The organism is Pseudomonas sp. LAP_36 (genome assembly GCF_019456785.1).
In the GTDB taxonomy this organism is placed as follows: domain Bacteria; phylum Pseudomonadota; class Gammaproteobacteria; order Pseudomonadales; family Pseudomonadaceae; genus Aquipseudomonas; species Aquipseudomonas tritici.
The window spans coordinates 94,449-119,998 of record NZ_JAHZMS010000003.1 but is presented as its reverse complement, the minus strand read 5'-3'; the positions used below and the strand labels follow the sequence as shown (position 1 = coordinate 119,998).

Here is a 25,550-nt window from a genome sequence, read left to right as displayed (position 1 = left end):
TTTGCCTTACTGATTCACTTTTTTATTTCCAACGGATATAGAGACATTTCCTACGAGTCACTACGCTGAAGAACACATTCGTCGTAGTCACCTTTCGCAGTGAAGCAGTAGGTGGACGTCCTGTTTGCACACCAAGGATGATTGCCATGTCTGCTATTCCCTCCCGAAGTAAAGGCGCTGCGCGCTTGCTTGCCAACGATGTCAGTGCACTGGTTCCTGACTTTCCTTTTCATTACCGTCGGTTCCTTGATACCGCCGTGAGTAACGGCACTCCGTTGGCGCAGGTTTCCAGCCTGGCGTATGGCAGCAAGGTGTTGATCGTCGGCGCAGGCGTTGCGGGAATGGTGGCGGCCTATGAAGCCATGCGCATGGGTTTACACCCTGTGGTGGTAGAGGCCAGTGATCGTATTGGTGGGCGGCTGTATTCCTACGTGGCGGGTGATCCGCAAGATCCGGCGAACAGTGTGATCTGTGAAATGGGGGCGATGCGCTTTCCTGTGTCAGGCAAGGCGTTGATGCACTATTTCGAGAAGGTCGGCATGACGGCCAACTCGGCGGATTTTCCCAACCCTGGTTCGGCGGCAACCTCCAGTACGGTAGTCGACTACCAGCAAAAACAGACCTATTACGAAGGCAATAACCTGCCGCCGGAATACGCCGAGATTGAGCGGTTGTTGTTCGAGGTGTTCCTTGAGCAGGACCCGATCAAGTTCACCGAGATGGAAGCGGCAATGTCCGAGGGCAGCATTGATCAGGCCAAGATCAAGACCTTGTGGAACGCAATCCTGGATGCGGGTTGGGACAACCTCAGTTTTTTTGCCGCGATGGTCGAGCAGGCGGGGTGGAGTCGCGAAGACATTGATCTGTTCGGCCAGATCGGCTTCGGCACCGGCGGTTGGAACACCGACTATCCCAATTGTTTCCTGGAGGTGCTGCGGGTGCTGTATACCGGGCTGGATACCAACCATAAGTTGATGTTCGACGGTTCTAGCGAGCTGCCAACACGGTTATGGAGTCGCGCCCCGGATACCTTTGGTGACGCCATGGCGCATTGGCCTGCGGGCACCACTGTCCAAGGCCTGACGACCCAAGTCATTGCCCAGCCTTTAAAGCAGGAGGTGCGGCAGATTATACGTCGCCCGGATGGCGAGTTCGACGTATGGGTGTACGACCATAATCTGGGAGACGATCGTCAATACACTTTTCCTGCCGTGGTCTACACCCCTCACAAGCGGATCCTCGACAAATTCCGCTACATGGATGGGGCCGCCCGCTTCAATCAAATGAATGACCTGTTATCCCCAAAGGAATGGGAAGCGGTGATGTACACGCACTACATGCAATCCGCCAAAATCTTCGCGCAAACCCAGCGGCCCTTCTGGACTGATGTGGAAGCAGATTTTCAACACAAGATGAGCGTGACCCTGTCGGATCGCATCACCCGTGGCACCTACCTGCTGGACTACAGTCAAGGCCTCGGGCCTTACAGGGGGAGCGGTATGTTTTTGTCTTATACCTGGAATGACGACAGCCTCAAATTCCTGGGGGATCGCAGTGCGCCGCAGCCGTCCCACGTGCAGGTGTGCACAAGCTTGCTGGACAGCGTGTATGCCCCTCATCAGTTGAACCTGGCGGCTGAGTTCGGCATGACCAACCCCTTTGTCGAAATCAACTGGGAGGAGCAGCCGTTTTTCCTGTGCGCGTTCAAAATGAATCTGCCGGGCCAGTACGAGTACCAGCGCTTGCTGTTTTCTCAGTTTATGAACGGTGTGCAGGGTCCGAAACCCGATGGGTTCATTCTGGCGGGTGACGACGTTTCGTTCACGGGAGGCTGGGCAGAAGGAGCGGTGACGACGGCCTTGAATGCCGTCAATAAGCTGGCGTTGAAATTCAACGGTGGGACCTTTCTCACAAACCGCGGCCCCATTGATGATTGGCAAGCGCTTCAGCCGAAGGCCTTGTGAGCGAAATCACATCAGTCCCGCGTCGCAGGTCATGAGTCTGCGGCGCGGGCGTTAGTGGTTAGCGCACGAAAAGGTTGATGATGTATCCGCCGGATGCTGTCATTTCGAACTCTTTTCCAGTCACGGTAAAGGTTCTGGACGGCTCGATGATGGTGTCGCCGACGTTGGCCAGCTTCCTGAGGTCGTCCAGGCTGACGAATGTAGCATCGACGTCGGCACGCAGCTGAGAATCAGTGGTGTAGCATTGAATTTCCATGATGTTGCCCTCTATAGGATTTCCATTTCCAGCCGATTGTTCGGCAGGCAGTCAGCCCCGAAAAACGCGTCCGTCTGTTCGGGGTGACGAGATCCTACTCAAGGAAGGGGGTAGATAGATACTGTCAGAAATACGTACAAACAGTCTCTGAAACGCTGCTGAAAGCCCCGTGGTTTCAGGCCTCCATCACTTTCCGAATATCCGCCGCCAATTCTCTTACACGTTCTTCCTCGGTATCCCACGCACACATGAAGCGTGCGCCGCCTTTGCCGATAAAGGTGTAGAAGCGCCAGCCCTTGGCGGTCAACGCGGCAATCGCCGGTTCCGAGAGTTGCAGGAATACGCCATTGGCCTGCACAGGGAACATCAGCTCAACGCCAGGAATATCCGCCACCAGGCTGCTCAGCAGTTGTGCGCAGTGGTTGGCGTGACGGGCGTGTTTGAGCCAGGCGTCGTTTTCCAGCAGGCCTACCCAGGGGGCGGAGAGGAAGCGCATTTTCGAGGCCAGCTGGCCCGCTTGTTTGCAGCGATAGTCGAAGTCTTCCGCCAGTTTGTGGTTGAAGAACAGGATCGCTTCGCCCACCGCCATGCCGTTTTTGGTACCGCCAAAGCACAGCACATCTACGCCGGCCTTCCAGGTCAGGTCCGCTGGCGAGCAGCCGAGGAAGGCGCAGGCGTTGGAGAAACGCGCGCCGTCCATGTGCAGGTTCAGGCCCAGTTCCTTGCAGGTGGCGCTGATGGCGCGGATTTCTTCTGGGGTGTACACGCTGCCGACTTCAGTGGCCTGGGTAAGCGTGACCACGCGCGGCTTGGGGTAGTGGATGTCCTGGCGCTTGAGGGCGATCTCGCGGATCGACTCCGGGGTCAGTTTGCCGTTTTCGGTGCGTGCGGTGAGCAGCTTGGAGCCGTTGGAGAAAAACTCCGGCGCGCCGCATTCGTCGGTCTCGACGTGGGCGGTTTCCGAGCAAATCACGCTATGGTAGCTCTGGCACAAAGAGGACAGCGCCAGGGAGTTGGCCGCTGTACCGTTGAAGGCGAAGAACACTTCGCAGTCGGTTTCGAACAAGTTGCGGAAACCGTCGGCGGCGCGGTGGGTCCATTCATCATCGCCGTAGGCGCGCTGATGGCCTTGGTTGGCTTGTTCCATGGCGGCCCAGGCTTCCGGGCAGATGCCGGAATAGTTGTCACTGGCGAATTGTTGGCTCTTGTCGGTCATGGCCCATTCCTATGGTCGATGTTGGTGCGCACTGTAACCAAGATTGTCGCGGGTGCGCACGCACTGTAAATGCAAAGTCACTGGGGAATTATGCACGGTACTGAAACGATTCCTGTCGGACGCGTCCGTGATGGCGCCTTGGATTTGCTCAAGTGGCTGGCGCTGTTGAGCATGGTGCTGGACCACCTGCGTTATGTCGGTTTGAACCTGGATGGCTTGTATGTGCCGGGGCGCCTGGCGTTTCCGTGGTTTTGCCTGGCGATTGCGGCGAATTTGCATCGGACGAGAATCGCGCCTGTCACGGGCCAGTGGCGGTATCTGGGATGGTTGTTGCTGTTCAGCGTGATCAGCGAAGTGCCGTATCGGATGTTTATCGATGATGCCGATACGTTGAACGTGCTGCCAACCTTGGCGTTGGGGTTGCTGGTTGCGCGAGGATGGCAGCAGAAGGCGCTTTTTGATCGAGGATTGGCGTTGATTGCCGTCGTAATCGGCGCTGTATTTTCCACGCACCTGATGTTCGGTTTTTTTGGTGTGTTGCTGCCGCTGGCGATGCTGTTGGTGTTTCGCCGGCCCTGGTATTTAAGCGTGTTGCCGGGGTTGGTGTGTGTGGCCGCCAATCAATGGCAGGTATTGCTCAATAGCGGCACGCCTGTCGCGTTGATGGGGTTGGCCGCCTGCCTGATCGCGCCATTGGCGGGATTAGTCCTGTTGCGACATGCCAAAGATGTCGCGCCCCCGGCCATGCGCCGTTGGGCTTACGCCCTCTACCCCCTGCATTTCCTCCTGCTGCTGCTCGTTCGCAAGATCATCGCGTAACCCTTGTGGGAGCTGGCTTGTCGAATCGTCGAACCGCTGCGATGGCATTACGTCGGTTCTGCTTATAGACCGAGGTGTCTGCATCGCAGGCAAGCCAGCTCCCACACAAACCCATTCCCACATTTGTTTCGGTGTTGTTCACGCCATGTCGTAAACGCACCTTTGCGTGGCGTCCGTAGGCATTTGACCTGCTGGCGTCAGCCCTACCATCGCATCAAAGGGCTCTGCACGGGCCTCAACAATACGAAAGGCTGGGAGAGACGCGATGTTCAGCAAACAAGACCAGATCCAGGGATATGACGACGCACTGCTGGCGGCCATGAATGCCGAGGAGCAGCGTCAGGAAGATCATATCGAGCTGATCGCGTCGGAGAACTACACCAGCAAGCGCGTGATGGAAGCCCAGGGCAGCGGCCTCACCAACAAATACGCCGAAGGCTACCCGGGCAAGCGCTACTACGGTGGCTGCGAGCACGTGGACAAGGTCGAAACCCTGGCCATCGAGCGCGCCAAGCAGCTGTTCGGTGCCGATTACGCCAACGTGCAGCCGCACTCCGGCTCGTCCGCCAACAGCGCGGTGTACCTGGCCCTGCTGAACGCCGGTGACACCATCCTCGGCATGAGCCTGGCCCATGGCGGCCACCTGACCCACGGCGCCAAAGTGTCGTCCTCAGGCAAGCTGTACAACGCGGTGCAATACGGCATCAACACCGACACCGGCCTGATCGACTACGACGAAGTCGAACGCCTGGCCGTGGAACACCAGCCGAAGATGGTGGTGGCCGGTTTTTCCGCCTACTCCAAGACCCTGGATTTCCCACGCTTTCGCGCGATTGCCGACAAAGTCGGCGCGCTGTTGTTTGTCGACATGGCCCACGTCGCCGGCCTGGTTGCCGCCGGCCTGTACCCGAACCCGCTGCCGTACGCCGATGTGGTCACCACCACTACCCACAAGACCCTGCGCGGTCCGCGTGGCGGCCTGATCCTGGCCAAGGCCAACGAAGCCATTGAAAAGAAACTCAACGCCGCTGTATTCCCCGGCGCCCAGGGCGGCCCGCTGATGCACGTCATCGCCGGCAAGGCCGTGTGCTTCAAGGAAGCCCAGGAGCCTGGCTTCAAGGTCTACCAGCAACAGGTGATCGACAACGCCCAGGCCATGGCCGAGGTGTTCATCAAGCGCGGCTACGACGTAGTGTCCGGCGGCACCGACAACCACCTGTTCCTGGTCAGCCTGATCCGTCAGGGCCTCACCGGTAAAGAGGCAGACGCTGCTCTCGGACGCGCCCACATCACCGTCAACAAGAACGCCGTGCCGAATGACCCGCAGTCGCCGTTCGTGACCTCGGGCCTGCGCATCGGCACCCCGGCGGTGACCACGCGCGGTTTCAAAGTGCCGCAGTGCATCGAACTGGCGGGCTGGATCTGCGACATCCTCGACAACCTCGGCGACGCCGATGTCGAGGCCAACGTGGCCAAGCACGTGTCTGCCCTGTGCGCTGATTTCCCGGTTTATCGCTGAGCGCGGTTTTGGAGTAATGACTATGCAACGCTACTCAGGCTTCGGCCTCTTCAAGCACTCACTCAGCCACCACGAAAACTGGCAGAAGATGTGGCGCACGCCGACCCCTAAAAAGGTCTACGACGTAGTCATCGTCGGCGGCGGCGGGCATGGTCTGGCGACCGCTTACTACCTGGCCAAGGAGCACGGCATCACCAACGTGGCCGTGGTCGAGAAAGGCTGGCTGGGCGGCGGTAACACCGCGCGCAACACCACCATCGTGCGTTCCAACTACCTGTGGGACGAGTCGGCGCACCTTTACGAACACGCGATGAAACTGTGGGAAGGCCTGTCCCAGGACCTGAACTACAACGTGATGTTCTCGCAGCGCGGCGTGTACAACCTGTGCCACACCCTGCAAGACATCCGTGATTCCGAGCGCCGCGTCAGCGCCAACCGCCTCAACGGCGTGGACGGCGAGCTGCTCAACGCCAAACAGGTAGCGGACGAGATCCCGTACCTCGACTGCTCGAAAAACACCCGCTACCCGGTCCTCGGCGCCACCGTGCAACGTCGCGGCGGCGTGGCCCGCCACGATGCCGTGGCCTGGGGCTTCGCCCGCGCGGCTGACGCGCTCGGTGTGGACTTGATCCAGCAGACCGAAGTGATCGGCTTCCGTAAGGAAAACGGCGTGTGCATTGGCGTGGAAACCAACAAGGGCTTTATCGGCGCCAAGCGCGTCGGTGTGGTCACGGCCGGTAACTCTGGGCACATGGCCTCGCTGGCCGGTTTCCGCCTGCCGATCGAATCCCATCCGCTGCAAGCGTTGGTGTCGGAGCCGATCAAGCCGATTATCGACAGCGTGATCATGTCCAATGCCGTGCACGGTTACATCAGCCAGTCCGACAAGGGCGACCTGGTGATCGGCGCCGGTATCGACGGCTACAACGGCTACGGCCAGCGCGGTTCGTACCCGGTGATCGAGCACACCATCCAGGCCATCGTCGAGATGTTCCCAGTGCTGTCCCGCGTGCGCATGAACCGCCAGTGGGGCGGCATCGTCGACACCACGCCGGATGCGTGCCCGATCATCTCCAAGACACCGGTTCCGAACATGTTCTTCAACTGCGGTTGGGGCACCGGTGGTTTTAAAGCGACTCCGGGCTCAGGCAACGTGTTTGCCGCCAGCCTCGCCAAGGGTGAAATGCACCCGTTGGCTGCACCTTTTTCCATCGACCGTTTCCACAACGGTGCGTTGATCGACGAACACGGCGCTGCGGCCGTCGCCCACTAACAGGAGAAATTCCCTATGTTGCATATCTTCTGTCCTCACTGTGGCGAACTGCGCTCCGAAGAGGAATTCCACGCGTCCGGCCAAGCGCACATCCCGCGCCCGCTGGACCCGAACGCCTGCACCGATGAAGAGTGGGGCGACTACATGTTCTTCCGTGACAACCCGCGCGGTCTGCACCACGAGCTGTGGATTCACGCCGCCGGTTGCCGCCAGTATTTCAACGCCACACGCGACACCGTGACCTACGAAATTCTTGAAACCTACAAGATCGGCACCAAGCCGCAATTCACCGCCAAGGCTGCTGGAGAGAAGGTATGAGCCAGACCAATCGCCTGTCCAACGGTGGCCGGATCGACCGCAATAAAGTCCTCACGTTTACCTTCAACGGCCAGAGCTACAAAGGCTTTGAAGGCGACACACTGGCCGCGGCCTTGCTCGCCAACGGCGTCGACATCATCGGCCGCAGCTTCAAGTATTCGCGCCCACGCGGCATCTTTGCCGCGGGCGCCGAAGAGCCGAACGCGGTGCTGCAGATCGGCGCCACCGAAGCCACCCAGATTCCCAACGTGCGCGCCACGCAACAAGCGCTGTACCAAGGTTTGGTCGCCACCAGCACCAACGGCTGGCCAAACGTGAATACCGACGTGATGGGCATTCTCGGCAAGGTCGGCGGCAAGCTGATGCCACCGGGTTTCTACTACAAAACCTTCATGTACCCGCAATCGTTCTGGATGACGTACGAGAAGTACATCCGTAAGGCGGCTGGCCTTGGCCGCTCGCCGACCGAGAACGACCCGGACACCTACGACAACTTCAACCGTCACTGCGACGTGCTGGTGGTCGGCGCAGGCCCTGCGGGTTTGGCCGCTGCACTGGCTGCTGCGCGCAGCGGTGCACGTGTGATCATCGCCGATGAGCAGGAAGAGTTCGGTGGTTCGCTGCTCGACTCGCGCGAAAGCCTCGATGGCAAACCCGCTACTGATTGGGTTGCCAGCGTGATCGCTGAACTCAAAGCCCTGCCGGACGTGGTGCTGCTGCCCCGCGCTACCGTCAACGGTTATCACGACCATAACTTCCTGACCATCCACGAACGCCTCACCGACCACCTCGGTGACCGTGCGCCGATTGGCGTGGTGCGTCAGCGTATTCACCGTGTGCGTGCCAAGCGTGTCGTCCTCGCGACCGGTGCGTGCGAGCGTCCATTGGTGTACGGCAACAACGACGTGCCGGGCAACATGCTGGCCGGCGCAGTTTCCACCTACGTGCGCCGCTACGGCGTGGCACCGGGCAAGAAACTGGTGCTGTCGACCAACAACGACCACGCCTATCGCGTTGCGCTGGACTGGCTCGACGCCGGCCTGCAAGTGGTGGCCGTGGCCGATGTGCGCCATAACCCACGCGGCGCGCTGGTTGAAGAAGCCCGTGCCAAAGGCATTCGCATCCTCACCGGCAGCGCCGTGATCGAAGCCCGTGGCAGCAAGCATGTGACCGCTGCCCGCGTGGCCGCGATTGATCTGAAAGCACACAAAGTCACCAGCCCAGGCGAATGGCTGGACTGCGACCTGGTGGCCAGCTCCGGCGGCTACAGCCCGGTGGTCCACCTGGCCTCACACCTGGGCGGCAAGCCGACCTGGCGTGAAGATATCCTCGGTTTTGTACCGGGCGAAGCACCGCAGAAACGCGTGTGCGTCGGCGGTATCAACGGTGTCTACGGCCTTGGCGATTCCCTGGCGGATGGTTTTGAAGGCGGCGTGCGCGCGGCCAGCGAAGCCGGTTTTGCGCCGGTGGAAGGCACACTGCCAAAAGCTCTGAGCCGCCTGGAAGAACCGACGCTGGCTGTTTACCAAGTGCCGCACGACAAACCCACCGCACGGGCGCCAAAGCAATTTGTCGACCTGCAAAACGACGTGACTGCCGCCGCCATCGAACTGGCGACCCGCGAAGGTTTCGAGTCGGTTGAGCACGTCAAACGCTACACCGCGCTGGGCTTCGGCACCGACCAGGGCAAGCTGGGTAACGTCAACGGCCTGGCGATTGCCGCGCGCTCGCTGAACGTGACCATCCCGCAGATGGGCACCACCATGTTCCGCCCGAACTACACGCCGGTGACGTTCGGCGCGGTGGCGGGCCGTCACTGTGGGCACATCTTCGAGCCGGTGCGCTACACCGCGCTGCAAGCCTGGCACGTGAAAAACGGCGCCGAGTTTGAGGACGTCGGCCAGTGGAAACGCCCCTGGTATTTCCCGCGCAATGGTGAAGACCTGCACGCCGCAGTAAAACGTGAATGCCTGGCCGTGCGCGACAGCGTTGGTCTGCTCGATGCGTCGACCCTCGGCAAGATCGATATCCAGGGCCCGGATGCCCGCGAGTTCCTCAACCGCATCTACTCCAACGCCTGGACCAAGCTCGATGTGGGCAAGGCGCGCTATGGCCTGATGTGCAAGGAAGACGGCATGGTCTTCGACGACGGCGTAACCGCCTGTCTCGCCGACAACCACTTCCTGATGACCACCACCACTGGCGGCGCCGCCCGTGTGCTGCAATGGCTGGAAATCTACCAACAGACCGAGTGGCCAGACCTCAAGGTGTACTTCACCTCGGTCACCGACCACTGGGCCACCATGACCCTGTCCGGCCCCAACAGCCGCAAGCTGCTGGCCGAAGTGACCGACATCGACCTGGACAAGGACGGCTTCCCGTTCATGACCTGGAAGGAAGGCCTGGTCGGCGGGGTACCGGCTCGCGTGTTCCGGATTTCGTTTACCGGTGAGCTGTCGTACGAAGTCAACGTGCAGGCCGACTACGCCATGGGCGTGCTGGAAAAAATCGTCGAGGCCGGCAAGAAGTACAACCTGACCCCGTACGGCACCGAAACCATGCACGTACTGCGGGCCGAGAAGGGCTTCATCATCGTCGGCCAAGACACCGACGGTTCGATGACCCCGGACGACCTGAACATGGGCTGGTGCGTAGGCCGCACCAAGCCATTCTCGTGGATCGGCTGGCGCGGCATGAACCGTGAAGACTGCGTGCGTGAAGAGCGTAAGCAGCTGGTTGGGCTCAAACCGATCGATCCGACCGTTTGGCTGCCGGAAGGCGCGCAGCTGGTGTTCGATCCGAAGCAGTCGATTCCGATGAAGATGGTGGGTCACGTCACCTCAAGTTATGCGCACAACTCCCTGGGTTATTCGTTTGCCATGGGCGTGGTGAAGGGCGGCTTGAAGCGCGTCGGCGAGCGGGTCTTCTCACCGCAGGCGGATGGCAGTGTGATCGAGGCGGAGATTGTGTCTTCGGTGTTCTTCGACCCGAAAGGCGATCGTCAGAACATCTGATCGACGGCATCGCAGGCAAGCCAGCTTCCACACTTGAATGCATTCACCCTTCAAGAATGTGGGAGGGGGCTTGCCCCCGATGACGTCAGTAGCCGCACAACAGAATTCAGGAAAGGTGCTTTATGACAGCAGCCAACGTTTACCAACAACGCCCCACTACCGGCGCCAAGGCCGAGTCGTCGCTGCACCATGCCGACCTCGCCAGCTTGGTCGGCAAGGGCCGCAAGAACGCCGGTGTGACCGTGCGTGAAAAGAAACTTCTCGGCCACCTGACTATCCGCGGCGACGGCCATGACGCTGCTTTTGCCGCCGGCGTGCACAAGGCTCTCGGTATTGAGCTGCCAGCCGCTTTGACGGTGATCGTCAAAGGCGAAACCAGCCTGCAATGGCTCGGTCCGGATGAGTGGCTTTTGATCGTGCCAAGCGGTGAAGAATTCGCCGCCGAGCAAAACCTGCGTGCCGCCCTGGGTGACCTGCATATCCAGATCGTCAACGTCAGCGGCGGCCAGCAGATCCTTGAGCTCAGCGGCCCGAACGTGCGCGAGGTGCTGATGAAGTCCACCAGCTACGACGTGCACCCCAACAATTTCCCGGTGGGCAAGGCAGTGGGCACGGTGTTCGCCAAGTCGCAACTGGTGATCCGCCACACCGCTGAAGACACCTGGGAGCTGCTGATTCGTCGCAGCTTCTCGGATTACTGGTGGTTGTGGTTGCAGGATGCCTCGGCTGAATTCGGTCTGAGCGTCCAAGCCTGAGGAGTGACCCATGAGCCGCGCACCTGATACATGGATTTTGACCGCCGACTGCCCCAGCGTGCTCGGCACGGTGGACGCGGTCACCCGCTACCTGTTCGAGCAGGGCTGCTACGTTACCGAGCACCACTCGTTCGATGATCGGCTTTCCGGGCGATTTTTTATTCGCGTCGAATTTCGCCAGCCCGACGGTTTTGACGAGCAAGGTTTTCGCGATGGCCTGGCCTCTCGCGGTGAAGCCTTTGGCATGATCTTCGAGCTGACGGCGCCGAACTACCGGCCAAAAGTAGTAATCATGGTCTCAAAGGCCGATCACTGCCTGAACGACCTGCTGTACCGCCAGCGTATCGGTCAACTGTCGATGGACGTGGTGGCGGTGGTGTCCAATCACCCCGATCTGCAACCTTTGGCCGACTGGCACCAGATTCCCTACTACCATTTCCCCCTCGACCCCAACGACAAACCGTCCCAGGAGCGTCAGGTGTGGCAGGTGGTGGAAGACACCGGCGCCGAATTGGTGATCCTTGCGCGCTACATGCAAGTGCTGTCACCGGAGTTGTGCCGCAAGCTGGATGGCAAGGCCATCAATATCCATCACTCGTTGTTGCCGGGGTTCAAGGGCGCCAAGCCGTATCACCAGGCGTACAACAAGGGCGTGAAATTGGTTGGCGCCACGGCGCATTACATCAACAACGACCTGGATGAAGGCCCGATCATTGCCCAGGGTGTGGAGGTGGTGGATCACAGTCACTACCCCGAGGACTTGATTGCCAAGGGGCGTGATATTGAAGGGCTGACACTGGCCCGTGCAGTGGGGTATCACATTGAGCGAAGGGTGTTCTTGAACGCCAATAGAACTGTGGTGCTCTGACTGACGCTATCGCAGGCAAGCCAGCTCCCACATTGGGAGTATGTAAACCCAATCAAATGTGGGAGCCGGGCTTGCCCGCGATGAGGCCCTCACTAGCAACGCAAAAACAGCATCTGTACCCGAGCACTTAAACGCGCTGCCCACCCAACGGGCAACGCGGTTCCATAAAAACAACAGCGAGGTGAAAGCATGTCTGGTAATCGTGGTGTCGTGTATCTCGGCAACGGCAAGGTCGAAGTACAGAAAATCGACTATCCCAAAATGCAGGACCCCCGTGGCAGGAAGATTGAGCACGGCGTCATTCTGCGCGTGGTCTCCACCAATATCTGCGGCTCCGACCAACACATGGTGCGCGGCCGTACCACTGCCCAGACCGGCCTGGTGCTTGGTCATGAAATTACCGGTGAAGTGATCGAGAAGGGCAGCGACGTCGAGAACCTGAAGATCGGCGACCTGGTTTCCGTTCCCTTCAACGTCGCGTGCGGCCGTTGCCGCTCATGCAAAGAACAACACACCGGCGTGTGCCTGACCGTCAACCCGGCCCGTGCCGGTGGCGCCTACGGCTACGTCGACATGGGCGACTGGACCGGCGGCCAGGCTGAATACGTGCTGGTGCCGTACGCCGACTTCAACCTGCTGAAACTGCCGGACCGCGACAAGGCCATGGAGAAAATCCGCGACCTGACGTGCCTCTCCGACATCCTCCCGACCGGCTACCACGGCGCCGTCACTGCCGGTGTTGGCCCTGGCAGCACCGTCTACATCGCCGGCGCTGGTCCGGTCGGCCTGGCCGCTGCCGCTTCTGCACGCCTGTTGGGCGCTGCGGTGGTGATCATCGGCGACGTCAACCCAATCCGCCTGGCCCACGCCAAGGCACAAGGGTTCGAGATTGCCGACCTGTCCACGGACACTCCGCTGCACGAACAGATCGCTGCGCTGCTGGGTGAGCCGGAAGTGGATTGCGCCGTCGACGCCGTAGGCTTCGAAGCGCGCGGCCACGGCCATGAAGGCGTCAAGGCGGAAGCCCCGGCCACCGTACTCAACTCGCTGATGGGCGTAGTGCGCGTGGCGGGCAAGATCGGTATCCCGGGCCTCTACGTAACTGAAGACCCGGGCGCCGTGGATGCCGCTGCGAAAATGGGCAGCCTGAGCATTCGCTTCGGCTTGGGCTGGGCCAAATCCCACAGCTTCCACACCGGCCAGACCCCGGTGATGAAGTACAACCGCGCTCTTATGCAGGCGATCATGTGGGACCGCATCAACATTGCCGAGATCGTGGGCGTGCAGGTGATCAGTCTGGATGACGCGCCACGCGGGTATGGCGAGTTCGATGCGGGTGTGCCGAAGAAGTTTGTGATTGATCCGCATAAGCTGTTCAGCGCGGCATAACGTTCAAGGCTGAAAAAAATGGCGACCCGGAGGTCGCCATTTTTTATGGGTCACTGATGGTTGAAAGTCGCAGATAGGGATCGGCCACCTCACCGTTTTTGATCAGGCGCTTGCCACCGTAGTCGCAATAGACCTTGCCGTTGCGCTCACTGAACTCCTCGGCCTTGAGCGCGTATTCCGGGTCCAGATAGTCGTCCTTGGTGGCTGCCGTTTGCCCTGTCCACGCCTTGTCGTTGGTCGTGGCAGTGTACTGACAACCCTTGCCATAGGGCGCCGGAAGGTCAGGGTCTGTATAGGGTTTGGATTGAAGGTCGCGAGTGGCCGGGCATTGGTCGAGGCCCGTGGCCTGGTGCGGTGAGGCCTGGTCTCGCGTGCGAGAATGCAGGTTGTTGATTGCGCTGAAGACAGCATAAAAATTGGGTATCAATCCGATCATGATCGTTACAGCTCCTTGTTTTGTGGCCGAGCCTCTCCGTTGAAAGTGAATGGGAAGGCTGCCTTGAGTGGGCTGTCTGGATGGATGAGTTCCGCCACAACCTGGTCCGCTGACTGTGGGTTTGTGGGCGGTAACTGTAGGAATGTCTCGGTAGCGTTTTTCACCGATGCGTAAATGAGCACTTGGCAACTTCCATGGCTTCGCAATACGTGCCTTTCCAATCGCCTATCGGGAGAAGGTTCCAATGGAAGACAGGTTTGAGCGTGACCGAAAAGCTCGCGTCGTTGTTCATTGGCCCTTTGTAGGTGCAGGTGACGGATTGGTCGGTTGCATCGTAGCGGGCATCGTGAAACGTCGAATCAATAAGGTACGACGCTGTCGCCTGCGGGTTTGCGCCTACCCAGGTGCGACCATCGGGATATGACGCTTCATAGCGGTAACCTCCATTGGCCATCTCCGTTTGTTTGATGTCTTGGATCGGCGGGCAGGTGGAAGTCGCCGCGTGGGTACTGTCCATCAGTGACACCATGGCTAACACGCCTGCAAGCAGTGCACTTTTCATAGCCCACCTCCTGTGGGGCGTGGAAGGCCCTATGCTGCAGGTGGTGTGCGGGCGGCAGCTACTGTTAGAAGTGACAGTGATTTAGAAGAAATCGAGATTAAGGTGCGGTTTTTTATTGCCAGATATGAAAAAACGACGCGCGTACAGGTGATCAGCCTGGATGACGCACTACATGGTTTGCGTGTCAGCGATTGGCCAGAGCGCCTTGGTACACCGTCGGGCCGGTTGGCTGCTTGCTCAACGATCCACCCTTGGTCTCCGAGCTCACCATCAATTCCACTGGCTTGCGAATGCTGGCTTGCTGGCGTGGGTTCAATCCAATGATGCCCTTGCCATCTTCCGGTAACAGCCCCAGGGAAACCGGTGCGCCGTCTTCTGGCATGGCCCACAGTTCCAGGCTTCGGTCGGGTTCAGGCGCCGCCGCGGCAATGGGTTCAACTTCGAGGTAATCCTTGTGCGCCATGACCTGCGCTGCTGGCTGCTGGGTGGTGGTCACCAGGGTCGCGGCGGATTTGACGGTGTCCTGAGTGTAGAGCGCGCCGCCGAGCCCGGTGACGATGGCCACGCACACGCCGATGAACACGCGCGGGCGGCTCCAGAACGGGGGTTTTTGTTCAATCACTTGGGGGCGGCTGGCGCTCATACGGCTGTTCCTGGCATTTTTTGAATTCATTCCATGGACTGCCACCCTGCCATTGGGTTCCTCGGCCGGCCCGGAACAATGGGCTGGATGCCCAGTCAAACGCCTGCTTTCACCCCTACACCCAGAGGTTGTTTCGATGAAGATTTCACGCGGTTTCGCCCTTTCCTGCCTGATGACCCTGGCAGCCGGCCCGGTGCTCGCCGCAGGTTTCAGCCTTGGCGACGCGGCCAATGCCATTTCCGGTATGCAGGGTGGCAACAACAAGGCTGCCGCTGCCGCACCGTCTTCCGAGACGGCCGGTTTGCTGAGTGCATTGACCTCTCAACTGAACATCACCCCCGAACAAGCGGTCGGCGGCACTGGCGCCATGCTGGGCCTGGCCAAGAACAAGCTGAGCGGGAATGACTACTCGCAACTGGGCAATAGTGTGCCGGGCCTCGACCAGTTGTCGGGCAACAACGCATTGGGCAGCCTCGGGGCCTTGAGCGGGATGCTCGGCCAGGCCGGTGGCAGCAAGACCAGTGGCCTCGACGGCCTGCTGGGTAACGTGAAGAACACCAATGACCTGAACACCGCGTTCAGCGCCCTGGGCATGGACAGCGGCATGGTTAGCCAGTTTGCGCCGGTAATCCTGCAATACCTCGGCGGGCAGGGTGCCAACAGTTCCTTGCTGGGCAAGTTGGCCCAGGCGTGGGGTACTGGCAGCTAACGACTTTGTGCGCGCAGTTGTTCGATGCGCGCATCCTTCTCCTTCCAGAGCTGGTTTACCCAGTTCTGGACGGTCTGGCGAAAGGCCGGATCGTTCTCGTAATCCCCTTGCCACAATGCCGGGTCCAGCTCACGGGTACGGATATCGATGATCACCTTTGGCACTGCGCCACTGATCAAATCCCAGAACCCAGGGATTTTTTGCTGCGGATAGACAACCGTCACGTCGAGTACCGCATCCAGCTGTTCTCCCAGGGCTGCCAGCACAAACGCCACGCCACCCGCCTTGGGTTTGAGTAGCCGGGTAAACGGCGAATCCTGTTGCCTACGCTTGGCTTCGGTGAACCGCGTGCCTTCCAGATAATTGACCACCGTCACTGGCTGGCGCTTGAACAGCTCGCAAGCCTCTTTGGTGATCTTTAAATCCTGCCCGGCCAGTTCCGGGTGCTTGGCGAGGAATGCCTTGGTGTAGCGCTTCATGAACGGATAATCCAGCGCCCACCAGGCCAGGCCGAGGAAGGGCACCCAGATCAGCTCTTTTTTCAGGAAGAATTTGAAGAACGGCGTGCGACGGTTGAGGGCTTGGATCAGCGCCGGAATATCCACCCAGGATTGGTGGTTGCTGATGACCAGGTAGGAGGTATCACCGCGCAGGTCTGCGCCACCGCGAATGTCCCATTGGGTCGGGATGCACAGCGCGAAGATCAGCTTGTCGATCTCGGCCCAGGTTTCGGCGATCCACATGACCGCCCACGACATGGCGTCACGAGCGCGACCAGGGGCCGCCACCTTGAGCAGGGCAAACACCATCAGCGGGCCGATCAGGACCAGGGTGTTGAGCAATAACAGCAATGAGACAAAACAGCCGGTGAGCAGGCGGCGCATAAGCAACTCTTGCAATCGTGTGGGCGGGTCATGATAAGCAGCTTGAGTCTAGAGGCCAAATCGCAAATGGCCGGACGAATGTTTCACAATGTGCCGGGTATGCTGGGACGAGCTAACTAAGTGCTGCCTTTGCGGTCTAGAATCCGCCTACTTCTTTCCGAGGAAATCACTTCGTGAAACTGCTCCTTGCCTCCCTCGCCCTGGCTGCCCTGCCTGTCATGGCCGCCGAACCGACCCTTTACGGTCGCTACGAATACATCCAATTGCCGGAGATCGGCGAAACCTTCAAGGCCAAGATGGACACCGGCGCGTTGACCGCCTCGCTGTCGGCGCGTGATATCGAAACCTTCACCCGTGATGGCGACGACTGGGTGCGCTTCCGCCTCGGCGGCAAGGATGCCTCCAACAAAGTCTACGAACACAAAGTCTCGCGCATCAGCAAGATCAAGAGCCGCGCCGACGAAGACGAGGACAAGGATGAAGCCAGCGTGGCCAAGCGCCCGGTGATCGACTTGGAAATGTGCCTGGGCAACGTCAAGCGTACCGTCGAGGTTAACCTCACCGACCGCAGCAGCTTCAACTACCCGTTGCTGATCGGTGCCAAGGCCCTGCGTGAATTCGGCGCTGCGGTAAATCCGGCCCGTCGTTACACTGCTGACAAACCGGACTGCTGACGGAACACCATGGCGCATATCCTGATTGTCGAAGACGAAGCGGCGATAGCCGACACGCTGATATTCGCCCTGCAAGGCGAGGGCTTTACCACCACCTGGCTGAGCCTTGGCCAGGAGGCGCTGGCCCACCAGCGCCAGACGCCGGCTGACCTAGTCATCCTCGACATCGGCCTGCCGGACATCACGGGGTTCGAAACCTGCAAGCAACTGCGTCGCTTCAGTGAAGTACCGGTGATGTTTCTCAGCGCGCGGGATGGCGAGATCGACCGCGTGGTGGGGCTGGAGATCGGCGCCGACGATTATGTGGTCAAGCCCTTCAGCCCTCGGGAGGTGACCGCGCGGGTCAGGGCGATCCTCAAGCGGATTGGCCCAGGGGCTGCGCCCACGGTGTTCCAGGTTGATCTGGAACGCATGCAGATTGCTTATCGCGGCCAGCCCTTGAGCCTGACGCGCCATGAATTCCGCCTGCTGCAGAGCTTGCTGGAACAACCTGAGCGTGTCTTCAGCCGCGAGCAATTATTGGACGCGGTCGGTGTGGCGGCGGATGCCGGCTACGAGCGCAATATCGACAGCCATATCAAAAGTCTGCGCAGCAAATTGCGCAGCGTGGCTGCCGATGCCGAGCCGATCCAGACCCATCGCGGCCTCGGCTACAGCTACAGCCCGAGCAATAGCTGATGCGCCTGGGGCTGCGGATTTTCCTGGTGTATGCGCTGTTTATCGGCCTCACCGGCTACTTCGTGCTCAGCACTGTCATGAAGGAAATCCGTCCCGGTGTGCGCCAGTCCACCGAAGAAACCCTGGTGGACACCGCCAACCTGCTGGCCGAGATACTGCGCGATGACGTCAAGAACGGCACCCTCGGCCAAAGCCACTGGCCGGCCTTGCTCAAGGCCTACGGCAGTCGCCAGCCGGGCGCGACCATCTGGGGTCTGCCGAAAAACCAGGTCAACCACCGCATCTATGTGACCGACGCCAAGGGCACCGTGTTGCTCGACTCCACGGGCGACGCGGTGGGCCAGGACTATTCCAAGTGGAACGACGTGTACCTGACCCTGCGCGGTGAATACGGCGCCCGGTCCACTCGCAGCGCAGCGGATGACGCCACCTCGTCGGTGATGCACGTGGGCGCGCCGATCCGTGACAACGGCCAGATCATCGGCGTGGTCACCGTGGCCAAACCGAACAGCTCATTGCAGCCCTATGTCGACCGCACCGAGCGGCGCCTGCTGTGGTACGGCGCGGGCCTGGTGATTCTGGGTCTGCTGCTGGGCGCACTGCTGTCGTGGTGGTTGAGCGCCGCGCTGCGCCGGTTGACGGCTTATGCCGAAGCGGTCAGCGAAGGCCGGCGTGCCGAGTTGCCGCATTATAGGGGCGGCGAACTCAAGCAGTTATCCACCGCCGTGGAGCACATGCGTACGCAGTTGGAGGGCAAGGCCTATGTCGAACATTACGTGCACACCCTGACCCACGAATTGAAAAGCCCGTTGGCGGCGATACGCGGCGCGGCGGAGTTGTTGCAGGGCGATATGACCCGCGAACAACAACAGCGTTTTGTCGGCAACATCGACAGCGAAAGTGCGCGCCTGCAGCAGTTGATCGAGCGCTTGCTGAACCTGGCGCAAGTCGAGCAACGCCAAGGCCTGGAAGAGCAGGCGAGTATCCCGTTGGCCGCGATGGTCGATGAGGTCATCAAGGCCCAATGCGCGCGCATTGAAGGCGCCCAATTGTGCGTTGAACAGACGATTGCGGCGGATGTGCAGGTGTGTGGCGAGCCCTTCCTGCTGCGTCAGGCCTTGGGCAATCTGCTGGACAACGCCCTGGACTTCACACCGCCCGGTGGCCAGTTGAAATTCAGCGCGCAGACGCGTCACAACGACGTGCAGGTGAGTCTGTTCAACCAGGCCGCGCCGATTCCCGACTACGCGCTGCCACGCTTGAGCGAGCGTTTCTACTCACTGCCACGCCCGGCCAGCGGGCGCAAAAGCACCGGCCTGGGCCTCAACTTTGTCGAGGAAGTGATGAAGCTGCACGGCGGCGCGTTGCAGATCGGCAATGTGCAAGGCGGCGTGCAAGTGGTGCTGCATCTCCACACAGTCTCCACATTGCCCACATAAATCCCCCACACATGCTGCCCAGACTCTCCCCATCAAAACAGGGAGAGACCCATGAACCGCAGCCTGCTTTTCAAACTTGGCGCGATTGCGCTACTGATCCTGCTGTTGCTGATTCCGTTGCTGATGATCAACGGCATCATCAGTGACCGCCAGCAATTGCGCGACGGCGTACTGATGGACATCGCCCGCAGCTCCAGCTATGCCCAGCGTCTCACCGGCCCGGTGATGGTGGTGCCGTATCGCAAGACCGTGCGCGAGTGGAAGCTCAATGAAAAGCTCAACAAGCGCTACGAAGTCATCCGCGAAGAGCGTGGTCGTCTGTATTTCCTGCCGGATCGTTTTGAGCTCGACGGCAAAGTGCAGACCGAACTGCGTGCGCGGGGTATCTACCAGGCGCGGCTGTTCCATGCCGATAACCGCATCAGCGGGCGTTTCGAGCTGCCTGCGCAGTTGGGGATCACCGAGAGCTTTGCCGATTACCGTTTTGAGCCGGCATTTCTGGCGGTGGGTATCAGCGATATTCGCGGCATTGAAAACGCATTGAAGCTTGAGCTGGGCAGCCAGCAGCTGGAGTTCGAACCGGGCTCCCAGGTCGACTGGCTCGGTGAGGGCGTTCACGTGGCGCTGCCGGAGCAGGACACTAAAAAGCCCTACGTGGTGGATTTCGCCTTTGACCTGCGCCTGCAAGGCACCGAGCAACTGCAAGTGGTGCCGGTGGGCAAGACCAGCCAAGTGTCACTCGCGTCCAACTGGCCGCACCCAAGCTTTATCGGCAACTTCCTGCCGGCGCAACGCGAGATCAGCGACAAAGGCTTTAGCGCCAACTGGCAGACTTCATTCTTCTCCACCAACCTCGAGCAAGCCCTGCAGACCTGCCTGGACGGGCAAGGCTGTGACGACTTCAACAACCGCAGCTTCGGCGTGAACTTCATCGACCCGGTGGACCAGTACCTCAAGAGCGACCGTGCGATCAAATACGCGTTGCTGTTTATCGCCCTGACCTTTGCCGGTTTCTTCCTGTTCGAAGTGCTCAAGAGCCTGGCGGTGCACCCGATCCAGTACGCCTTGGTGGGCTTTGCGCTGGCGTTTTTCTACCTGCTGCTGTTGTCGTTGTCCGAGCACATAGGCTTCGCCATGGCCTACCTCATCTCCGCCAGTGCCTGTGTGTTGTTGATTGGTTTCTACGTGTGCCATGTGCTGCGCAGCGTGGCCCATGGGTTGGGTTTCTCGGCGGGGTTGGCGGCGTTGTATGGCTTGTTGTACGGGCTGTTGAATGCCGAAGATTATGCGTTGCTGATGGGGTCGTTGCTGCTGTTCGGCTTGTTGGGCACGGTGATGGTGCTGACGCGCAAACTGGACTGGTATGGCGTGGGCAAGCGCAAAGCGGCCGAGCCACTGCAGTTTGACCTGGAGGCAGTGCAATGATCGGGTTGCGCGAGGACCAGCAAATGAAGGCGAGGATGGTCGACTTCCTCAATAACGCCGCCGCACAATGTGGGAGCGGGCTTGCTCGCGAAGGCGGTATGTCAGCCACAGATGTTTCAACTGAGCCACCGCATTCGCGAGCAAGCCCGCTCCCACAGGGGAATGACGGTGAATCTTAGATGGGCGGCTGGGTGTCCAGCATCGAAGGCCGCTGGCTGACTTCGGCGTACCACGCGGCAAGCTGCGGGTTATCCGAGCGCCATTGCATATCCGGATGACGGAAATCCAGGTAACCCAAGGCGCAGGCCACGCTGATGGCGGCGATGTCGAAGTGGCTGGTCAGTTCGGCGATCGCATCCGCTTCTAACTCAGCGAGGCTGCGACGGATCTTGTTGCGCTGCTCATCGAGCCATTGGCCCCAGTGTTTTTCCGCTGGGCGCAGCGCGGTCTCGTAACGCACCAGCACGGCGGCATCCATGATGCCGTCGGCCATCGAGGCCAGGGTCAGGCGGCGCCAGCGGGCCGAGCCGTCGCGAGGGATCAGCGGGTTGCCGACGTGCTGGTGGTCGAAGTAATCAAGGATCACCCGGCTGTCGTGCAGCACCGTGCCGTCGGCCAGGCGCAGGGCCGGGATCTTGCCCACCGGGTTGCCTTGCACCACGTGGGCGTCCGGGTTGACCGGGGTCGGCATGCACCCGTGCAGGGCCACGCGATCTTGCTGGCCGGTTTCGGCCAGCAGCACACGCACCTTGCGCACGAACGGTGAAGCAGAGTTGTGGAACAGGGTCATGCTGGGAGCGGACATGGGCATTCCTCAAGATGGGCAGTGGCTAGCCTAGAGGGTTGCAAGACGGCTGGCGAGGCCCTTAGCCGCGCCGTTTGAACAACGCGTACACGCCTATAACTGCTGGCAGCCCTAAACCCACCCAACTGAGCGAATCCCACAGCCCATCGCCGAGCAACGCCGCAAACAACCCGGCGGCGCTGAGCACGCCAATCCCCAGGGGAATGCCAAACACCTTCCAGAAATTCGACCGGCGCGGCTTCATGCCTTGCCCGCCTTGCGCCGCACGATCCACAAATAAATCCCGCTCACCAGCACGATGATGGTCAGCACATCCAAGACGGCCCAGAGGATTTTCATCGGCATGCCGCCGTAGTCGCCAAAGTGCAGCGGTTGGGACATGCCCATGGCGTCCATGTACCACGGCCGTTCGGCGATGGCGGTGACGGCCAGGGTACTGGCGTCGATCAGCACCGGTGTGAGCAAGTGCGACGTCAGGTGGGTGCTGCCCTTCATGAACACCGCGTAGTGGTGCTCACTGGAAAAGCGCGTGCCGGGGAAGGCGATAAAGTCCGGCTGCATGCCTGGCGCAGCCTTTGCTGCGATGGTCAGTAACTCGGTGGCCGGGGCGCGTTGGGTCAGGGGGGGCGCGCTTTTATAGGGCTCGATCATCGCGCTGAGGCTGTCCTGGCGCCAGGCGGCGATGATCAGGTCGGCGCAGGCGCTGATCACGCCGGTCACGCCCACCACCAGTGCCCAGGTCAACGTGACCACACCGATCAGGTTATGCAAGTCGAGCCAACGCAGACGGGTGGACTTGTCCTGGCGCACGGTGGCGAATGTCAGGCGGCGCATGAACGGCAGGTACAGCACCGTGCCGGAGATAATCGCCAGCACAAACAGAATGCCCATGAACGCCAGCAGCAACTTGCCTGGCAGACCGGCAAACATATCCACATGCAAACGCAACAGGAACAGGGTGAACCCACCGTTGGCCGCCGGGGTTTCCACCGCTTCACCGGTGCGCGCATCCAGCATGAAAGTGTGCGACGAGTTGGGTTCGGTGCCGGCGGTAGCGGCCATGATTGCGATCACGCCGTTCTGGTCGTCTTCGTCCCAGGCCAGGTACTGCATGGCTTCGCCGGGGCGATGAGCCTGAGCTTTAGCCACAAGCTGCTCGAGGTTGAGCCGTGGCGTATCGGCGGGCATCTGCGCCAGTTCAGGCTCATTGCCCAGCAGGTGGTCGATCTCATGGTGAAACACCAGCGGCAGGCCAGTCAGGGCGAGCAGCAGCAGGAATACCGTGCAGATCAGGCTGGTCCAAGTGTGGATGAAGGACCAGCGGCGGATGGTCTTGCTTTTCATTTTCTAACCTTCAGACACACCCAAGCCGCTCAAGGGAGCGGCCTGGTTGTTGGCTCAGCCGATTACCACTGGTAGGTGGCGCTGGCGACTACGCTGCGTTGGTCGCCGAAGTAGCAGTAGTTGCCGTCACAGGTGGACAGGTAGTCCTTGTTGAACAGGTTGGTGGCGTTCAGTTTTACCGATGCACCTTTGAGACTGTTGTCCAGGCGGCCCAGGTCGTAATGCACCGAGCCGTCGAACACGGTGTAGGCGTTGGCTTTGCCCAACCAGGTGTTGGCCTGGTCGCCGTAGGTGTTGCCGGTGTAGCGCGCACCGAAGCCAATACCGAAGCCATCAAGCGGGCCGGTGTGCCAGGTATAGTCCGTCCAAAGCGAGGCTTGCTGGTTGGGCATCAGTGTCAGTCGGTTGTCTTTGTAAATGCCTTTTTGCACCTCGGATTTCGCCAAGGTGTAGGCGGCGATGACCTTGAGGTTCTCTGTGACGTCAGACACCGCTTCCAGCTCCAGGCCCTTGACCTTCACTTCGCCGGTCTGGCTGTTGATTTGCTGGCCCCCGGCGCCGAGTGTGGTCACCTGGACATTTTTCTGCGTCAGATCGTAGACCGCTGCGCTCAGCAGCGTGTTGGAGCCGGGCGGCTGATACTTGACACCCATCTCCCATTGTTGGCCTTCCGTCGGTTTAAACGTCTTGGTGGCAGTTGTATCTGCGTTGCTCGCCGGCTGGAAGGATTCTGCGTAGGACAAGTACGGTACGAAGCCCGAGTCGAACACATAGCTCAGTGCTGCGTTGCCACTGAAGTGCTTGATGCGGTCAGTGTTGGTCGCATCGCTGTCGTTGAAGTAGGTAGTGCCCTGATGCACCCAGTCTTCACGGCCACCCAGGGTCAAGCGCCACTTGTCCAAGGCCATCTGGTCCTGCACGTAGAGCCCAGTCTGGACGGTTTTCTGGTTGTAGTCGTAAAAAGGCCGGACGCCGGTTGGGCGTAGAGTCGGCTGAGTGTTGATCGGGTTAAAGATGTTGATGTTTGACGCTGTACCGTAAATCGCGCGATAGGACGTGTCGGTGCGTTGATGATCCAGCCCCAGCAGCAGGGTGTGGGTGATGTCGCCCGTGGCGAAGTCAGCCTGGAAATTGTTATCCACCGCGAACTGGCCAATGCTTTCGTTAACATTGGTGGTAGACCGGCTGATATCGCCTGCTGCATTAGCTTGGGAGAATGCATAGGAGCCCACGGTCAACTGCTGGAAGTCCAGTTCCGACTTGGTGTAACGCAGGTTCTGTTTGAACTGCCAAGTGTCGTTGAAGCGATGCTCAAACGCATACCCCAGCGCGTAGTAGGTGCGGTCATAGAACTCGTAATCCGGATCACCCAGGTTCTTATGGTGTGACACTTCGCCCAGCGACGATTTGATCTTCGTGCCCTGGATCGGCATGAACTGGCTGGTTGTACCCGTATCGTCACGCGTGAACTGCGAGAGCAGTGTCAGCTTGGTGTCGGTGTCGATGTTCCAGGTCAGGCTCGGCGCAATGTTGTAGCGCTTGTTGTCGATGTGGTCGACTTGGGTGCCCGCATCGCGTACCACACCGCTGACGCCATACAGGAACTGGCCTTCATCATCGATCTTGCCGGTGCTGGCGAAGTTGATCTGGCGGTAGTTGTCACTGCCGTATTGCACTTGGATGGCATGACTGGACTCTTCGCTGGGACGCCGGCTGACCATGTCCAGCAGGCCGCCCGGTGGCGTCTGGCCGTACACCGATGAGGCCGGGCCGCGCAGCAGGGCAAGGCGGTCGAGGTTCCAGGTTTCGGCTTTCGGGTTGGCGTACACACCGCGTGGCAGCGGCAGGCCGTCGAGGAACTGGGTCGGTTCGAAACCGCGCACGCGCATCCAGTCGTAGCGGGTGTCGCTGCCGTAGCTGGCAGACACGATGCCCGGCATGTATTTGACGGCGTCATCCAGGTTCTGCACGTTGCGGTCCTGCATCTGCTCGCGGGTGGCGACAGAGATCGAGCGCGGCGCTTCAACCAGCGCAGTGTCGGTCTTGGTGCCGGCGGCAGTGCGCGTGGCCAGATAGCCTTGCACCGGGCCCCAGGCACTTTCCTGGCTGCCGTCTTGGCCAGTGATGTTGGTGACCGGCAGCGCCATCACGCCCTCCGGAATCGCCACCAAGGTGTAAGTCCCCGCGCTGCTCTGCTCCAGTTGCAACCCCGTCCCACGCAACGCTTCACGCAGCGCACCCGGCGCATCGAACTGGCCCTGGACCGGTGCCGAGGTCTTGCCGGCGGCGAGCGCCGGGCTGAGGGTCAGCGCCAGGCCGCCCTGGCTGGCGATCTGGTTCAGGGTGCTGGCCAGTGGCGCCGCCGGCAGGTTGTAAGCACGCACGCTGGACGCCTGCTCGGCGGCGATCAGCACAGTGCTGGTCAGCGGGGCGCTGAGGGCGATGGCCACGGCTAACAGGCTGGGGCGCAACAAGGTGTCTAGGGTGCGGGACATAGGGCGGCTCCTGAATGGAAATATTTCTCAATTGCTTAGGTGCCGAACGAGAATCGAAAAGTGAT

Annotated in this window: 24 protein-coding genes; 14 read left to right on the top strand and 10 right to left on the bottom strand. The window is 60.3% G+C overall.

Annotated features, from left to right (window positions below; all coding sequences use genetic code 11):
• Positions 1–146: 146 nt before the first annotated feature.
• On the top strand, positions 147–1,964 hold the full coding sequence (locus JBO08_RS11610; RefSeq protein ID WP_065880155.1) for an NAD(P)/FAD-dependent oxidoreductase: 1,818 nt from the start codon (positions 147–149) through the stop codon (positions 1,962–1,964).
• A 58-nt stretch (positions 1,965–2,022) separates the two neighbouring features.
• Here the strand turns inward: JBO08_RS11610 and JBO08_RS11605 are convergent, their stop codons facing one another.
• Together JBO08_RS11605 and JBO08_RS11600 are read right to left on the bottom strand one after the other, a co-directional pair.
• Positions 2,023–2,220: a hypothetical protein gene (locus tag JBO08_RS11605; RefSeq protein WP_065871853.1), complete on the bottom strand. Its 198-nt coding sequence runs from the start codon at positions 2,218–2,220 to the stop codon at positions 2,023–2,025.
• Between the two features lie 175 nt (positions 2,221–2,395).
• Complete coding sequence (locus tag JBO08_RS11600) at positions 2,396–3,436, bottom strand: low specificity L-threonine aldolase (RefSeq protein ID WP_058426659.1); 1,041 nt, start codon at positions 3,434–3,436, stop codon at positions 2,396–2,398.
• A 90-nt stretch (positions 3,437–3,526) separates the two neighbouring features.
• Between JBO08_RS11600 and JBO08_RS11595 the strand changes: the two genes are divergently transcribed.
• From JBO08_RS11595 to fdhA, 8 genes are all read left to right on the top strand, one after another.
• Positions 3,527–4,255, top strand: coding sequence for a TraX family protein (locus JBO08_RS11595; RefSeq protein WP_065880154.1), 729 nt, complete (start codon positions 3,527–3,529; stop codon positions 4,253–4,255).
• Between the two features lie 265 nt (positions 4,256–4,520).
• Entirely contained in the window at positions 4,521–5,774 is a 1,254-nt protein-coding gene (gene glyA / locus JBO08_RS11590; RefSeq protein ID WP_065871850.1) for a serine hydroxymethyltransferase, read from the top strand.
• A 22-nt stretch (positions 5,775–5,796) separates the two neighbouring features.
• On the top strand, positions 5,797–7,047 hold the full coding sequence (locus tag JBO08_RS11585; RefSeq protein ID WP_010207084.1) for a sarcosine oxidase subunit beta: 1,251 nt from the start codon (positions 5,797–5,799) through the stop codon (positions 7,045–7,047).
• 15 nt (positions 7,048–7,062) lie between these two features.
• On the top strand, positions 7,063–7,365 hold the full coding sequence (locus tag JBO08_RS11580; protein WP_065880153.1) for a sarcosine oxidase subunit delta: 303 nt from the start codon (positions 7,063–7,065) through the stop codon (positions 7,363–7,365).
• Positions 7,362–10,379 (top strand): sarcosine oxidase subunit alpha, encoded by a 3,018-nt coding sequence (locus tag JBO08_RS11575; RefSeq protein WP_065891363.1) that lies wholly within the window; start codon positions 7,362–7,364, stop codon positions 10,377–10,379. Before JBO08_RS11580 ends, JBO08_RS11575 begins: the two co-directional genes overlap by 4 nt.
• A 122-nt stretch (positions 10,380–10,501) precedes the next feature.
• Complete coding sequence (locus JBO08_RS11570; RefSeq protein WP_065891364.1) at positions 10,502–11,134, top strand: sarcosine oxidase subunit gamma; 633 nt, start codon at positions 10,502–10,504, stop codon at positions 11,132–11,134.
• A gap of 10 nt (positions 11,135–11,144) precedes the next feature.
• Positions 11,145–12,002, top strand: coding sequence for a formyltetrahydrofolate deformylase (gene purU, locus JBO08_RS11565; protein WP_065871846.1), 858 nt, complete (start codon positions 11,145–11,147; stop codon positions 12,000–12,002).
• 189 nt (positions 12,003–12,191) lie between these two features.
• On the top strand, positions 12,192–13,391 hold the full coding sequence (gene fdhA, locus JBO08_RS11560; protein ID WP_049711206.1) for a formaldehyde dehydrogenase, glutathione-independent: 1,200 nt from the start codon (positions 12,192–12,194) through the stop codon (positions 13,389–13,391).
• A 43-nt stretch (positions 13,392–13,434) separates the two neighbouring features.
• On the opposite strand, the gene JBO08_RS11555 is transcribed toward fdhA, so the two are convergent.
• From JBO08_RS11555 to JBO08_RS11545, 3 genes are all read right to left on the bottom strand, one after another.
• Positions 13,435–13,827 (bottom strand): hypothetical protein, encoded by a 393-nt coding sequence (locus tag JBO08_RS11555; protein ID WP_065891365.1) that lies wholly within the window; start codon positions 13,825–13,827, stop codon positions 13,435–13,437.
• A gap of 160 nt (positions 13,828–13,987) precedes the next feature.
• Positions 13,988–14,389: a DUF3757 domain-containing protein gene (locus JBO08_RS11550; protein WP_065871844.1), complete on the bottom strand. Its 402-nt coding sequence runs from the start codon at positions 14,387–14,389 to the stop codon at positions 13,988–13,990.
• A 184-nt stretch (positions 14,390–14,573) separates the two neighbouring features.
• Positions 14,574–15,032: an anti-sigma factor domain-containing protein gene (locus tag JBO08_RS11545; RefSeq protein WP_065871843.1), complete on the bottom strand. Its 459-nt coding sequence runs from the start codon at positions 15,030–15,032 to the stop codon at positions 14,574–14,576.
• Between the two features lie 136 nt (positions 15,033–15,168).
• Between JBO08_RS11545 and JBO08_RS11540 the strand changes: the two genes are divergently transcribed.
• Complete coding sequence (locus JBO08_RS11540; protein ID WP_065871842.1) at positions 15,169–15,741, top strand: DUF2780 domain-containing protein; 573 nt, start codon at positions 15,169–15,171, stop codon at positions 15,739–15,741.
• Here the strand turns inward: JBO08_RS11540 and JBO08_RS11535 are convergent.
• Entirely contained in the window at positions 15,738–16,625 is an 888-nt protein-coding gene (locus JBO08_RS11535) for an acyltransferase (RefSeq protein WP_065871841.1), read from the bottom strand. The genes JBO08_RS11540 and JBO08_RS11535 overlap by 4 nt on opposite strands.
• Positions 16,626–16,798: 173 nt before the next feature.
• On the opposite strand from JBO08_RS11535, the gene JBO08_RS11530 reads away from it, so the two are divergent.
• The 4 genes from JBO08_RS11530 to creD are packed head-to-tail and all read left to right on the top strand — an operon-like array spanning position 16,799 to position 20,841.
• Positions 16,799–17,299: an ATP-dependent zinc protease gene (locus tag JBO08_RS11530; protein WP_065880150.1), complete on the top strand. Its 501-nt coding sequence runs from the start codon at positions 16,799–16,801 to the stop codon at positions 17,297–17,299.
• A gap of 9 nt (positions 17,300–17,308) precedes the next feature.
• On the top strand, positions 17,309–17,977 hold the full coding sequence (gene creB, locus JBO08_RS11525; protein ID WP_065871839.1) for a two-component system response regulator CreB: 669 nt from the start codon (positions 17,309–17,311) through the stop codon (positions 17,975–17,977).
• The gene (creC, locus tag JBO08_RS11520; protein WP_065891366.1) at positions 17,977–19,416 is read left to right on the top strand and encodes a two-component system sensor histidine kinase CreC; all 1,440 of its coding nucleotides are present in this window, start codon (positions 17,977–17,979) and stop codon (positions 19,414–19,416) included. Before creB ends, creC begins: the two co-directional genes overlap by 1 nt.
• A 51-nt stretch (positions 19,417–19,467) precedes the next feature.
• Positions 19,468–20,841, top strand: coding sequence for a cell envelope integrity protein CreD (creD, locus tag JBO08_RS11515; protein WP_220074741.1), 1,374 nt, complete (start codon positions 19,468–19,470; stop codon positions 20,839–20,841).
• Positions 20,842–21,016: 175 nt separating this feature from the next.
• On the opposite strand, the gene JBO08_RS11510 is transcribed toward creD, so the two are convergent.
• The 4 genes from JBO08_RS11510 to JBO08_RS11495 form a co-directional block, all read right to left on the bottom strand.
• Positions 21,017–21,646, bottom strand: coding sequence for a glutathione S-transferase family protein (locus JBO08_RS11510; RefSeq protein ID WP_220074742.1), 630 nt, complete (start codon positions 21,644–21,646; stop codon positions 21,017–21,019).
• Positions 21,647–21,707: 61 nt separating this feature from the next.
• Positions 21,708–21,890 carry a DUF4175 domain-containing protein gene (locus JBO08_RS11505; protein ID WP_220074743.1) on the bottom strand — a complete coding sequence of 61 codons (183 nt, stop codon included), beginning with the start codon at positions 21,888–21,890 and terminating at the stop codon, positions 21,708–21,710.
• Positions 21,887–22,990 (bottom strand): PepSY domain-containing protein, encoded by a 1,104-nt coding sequence (locus tag JBO08_RS11500; protein WP_065871833.1) that lies wholly within the window; start codon positions 22,988–22,990, stop codon positions 21,887–21,889. The genes JBO08_RS11505 and JBO08_RS11500 overlap by 4 nt, the downstream gene beginning before the upstream one ends.
• Before the next feature lie 62 nt (positions 22,991–23,052).
• Complete coding sequence (locus JBO08_RS11495; RefSeq protein ID WP_220074744.1) at positions 23,053–25,485, bottom strand: TonB-dependent siderophore receptor; 2,433 nt, start codon at positions 25,483–25,485, stop codon at positions 23,053–23,055.
• Between the last annotated feature and the right edge of the window lie 65 nt (positions 25,486–25,550).